Origin of the sequence: Microcoleus sp. Aus8_D2 (genome assembly GCF_036702665.1) — a bacterium.
Lineage (GTDB): Bacteria > Cyanobacteriota > Cyanobacteriia > Cyanobacteriales > Microcoleaceae > Microcoleus.
On sequence record NZ_JAUBUN010000087.1, the window covers coordinates 5313 to 7759 of the forward strand.

The 2447-nt window shown below is 43.8% G+C and carries 2 protein-coding genes; both read right to left on the bottom strand.

Going from position 1 to position 2447, the window contains the following annotated elements:
• Positions 1-500 (bottom strand): DUF4347 domain-containing protein (locus tag QUB64_RS32530; RefSeq protein WP_333394342.1); only part of this gene is annotated, 500 nt, incomplete at its 3' end.
• Positions 501-968: 468 nt separating this feature from the next.
• A complete protein-coding gene (locus QUB64_RS32535) occupies positions 969-2051 on the bottom strand; it encodes a hypothetical protein (protein WP_333278700.1) in 1083 nt (360 codons plus the stop codon).
• Positions 2052-2447: the final 396 nt, after the last annotated feature.

The window sequence follows — 2447 nt, forward strand, 5'->3', positions numbered from 1 at the left end:
GTCAGTTTCAACTGAGATATTGTACCATTCTCAACAATCGAGAGAGAAACCGGGTTTCTGACATTGGTGCATGAATTATCCCCAGTCGGTTTCAACCGACTTTCGCGCTCGAACAGGGGTTGAAACCCCTGTCGGACTTGCGGACAAACGCGAGGCCCCGATGCAACATTGCAACCATAAATTAAAATATCCGCACTGCTTGTAAAAGCATTCCGCCACTGCTGCAATTGCTGGGAATATGTTTCTAAATTATCTAAGGAAAATCTGGTTTTACCGAATTGCAGACTTCCGGGACTGCCGTGGGAGATAATGTGGATGCTGTCAATATTCGTGCGAAGAGCTAAAATATCAGTAATTTGGTCGATCGCATCCTCGTGCCCATCTAACACTACAACTTCCGTACCCGGTGTTACCCCAGCCATTAAACTGTGATAATTTGGTACTTGAGTGTCGATAAAGGCGATCGACTTTACTAAAACAGGAATATTTAAATTTGGCATAATACACCTAGTTGGAAATTAAAAATAAGACAATAGTTCATCAGTTTCGTTCAATGCACTCGAAACTATCTATCAATTTTGATTGACAAAGACATAATATCTCTTGCAAAAGTCCTTTTAATCAAATTTTGGAACGGGCTCTTCGGCCCCTTCCACAGAAAAAATTATTTTTGTGGAACGGGCTCTTCGGCCCGTTCCTATTTATTTTTGCAAGAGGTCTATAGCATCCCTGCGTAAAAAATTTGCCAGAGGAAGAGCTATTGTAGCAAAAATAACAGTTTTCGTAACGCATACGTATAAATTTTTATTGAAAAATAGCCAGTTATATCGTGTCAGATCGATTAACCGCAGCAAGATTCGTTCGTAGTGCGGACTTCAGTCCGCAGTATTTTGCGGACTAAAGTCCGCACTACAAACTGTTCGTAGTGCGGACTTCAGTCCGCAGTATTTTGCGGACTAAAGTCCGCACTACAAACTGGTAAGGGAACGCAATTTAACTATACTTAGAATCATGACTGCTAATCCTACGGTGGCAATCGCGTAATAAACATTAATATTAGCTACTAAGCAGTCATCATTGTCAATCGTAGTTGTGGCGATCGCAGTGGTTATATAAGAGCTAAAAGGTGCCACAGGATTTGACAATGCAACCGCAATCGTTTCATTAGGTTCAAACTGTGTATCGCCCACCACATACAGAGTCAGGGTTTTGGATATTTCACCCGCTACAAAGTCGATCGTACCTGTGATATCTGTTGCCCGATAAGTCGCCCCAATATTATTGTAATTGCTGCTGTTGGTAGCACTACCACCGATCGCATAATCTACGGAACTTGCCCAAGATGTAGCCCCTTTGCGAGTGATGGTAAAAGTAACAGGAGTATTGCCAGCATTGCCTTCTGCAACGGCCACAGCGTGAGGAGCGATCGCATACTCGATCGGATCGATCAGAATAGTTACCTTCCTCGCTCCCGCACCCAAACGATCCGATCGCCCGCTAATCACCCTGTTAAAGCTAGCATAGATGCTGGAGTTGACTGATCCCGTCGCATCAGCTTGACTGGCAGTAGCATACAAGTACGGCGAAGTCAAGCTATTTTCCAGTCCTTTGTGGTTGTTCCATGCCAGATGTTTGTTGCTAATTTCTAACTCAATGCGGGAACCCTTACTTACCAACTTAGGAACATTTCCGCGAGCAATTTGAGCGCCTGGAGGTGTATTGTAGTCGTTACCAAAAACAGCCATATTCCCATTTGCAATCTGCATCTCAGCATCGTTGCTTTGAGTCCCGCCATCCCCTCCATAGCCGTCATTCGATGCCGAGTCACCAATATTTACCGTCCATCCTGATGATGTTTCACCATAGTCAACGATAAATTTAACGGTGGTGAAACCTTGAAAATCGATCTTTACTAACGTTTCTAACCAACTGTCGCCGTTGGCATCAGTCGGAGGTTGCACGAGAGTAATAAACTGGTTCGGCGTAGCTGCGATCGCGCCTGTTCTCAAATCAATTTCGTAAGGCTTTGTCAGATTTGATTTTACCATCATAGACCCGATCGGAGTTGCAAAGATCGAAAAAGTAGGGGGTGCATCTCAGTTGGGCATTTGTAGTGCGAACTCACGACAGATCGCACTGTAAAAAAAATGCTTTTCGCGAAAATGAGATGCTCCCAAAAGTAGGTTTGATAGTATCGACAACGGCTGCATATGTGCGCAAGCAAATATATCGCTCCGGGGCGAAGCATGACCGGAGTAAATATGAGATTATAACTAATAACTTATATGCGGTCATGCTTCGCCCTCTTCAAAAACCAGATGCACCCTCGACAACTACAGCAAAGTGAAATCTGCGACACCAATCAGACTCGACGATACCCCAACTAAAGAAGCAAAAACTTTTCCGGTTGAGGCAAAACTAATCTGAGTTATGCCATTACTTTCAGT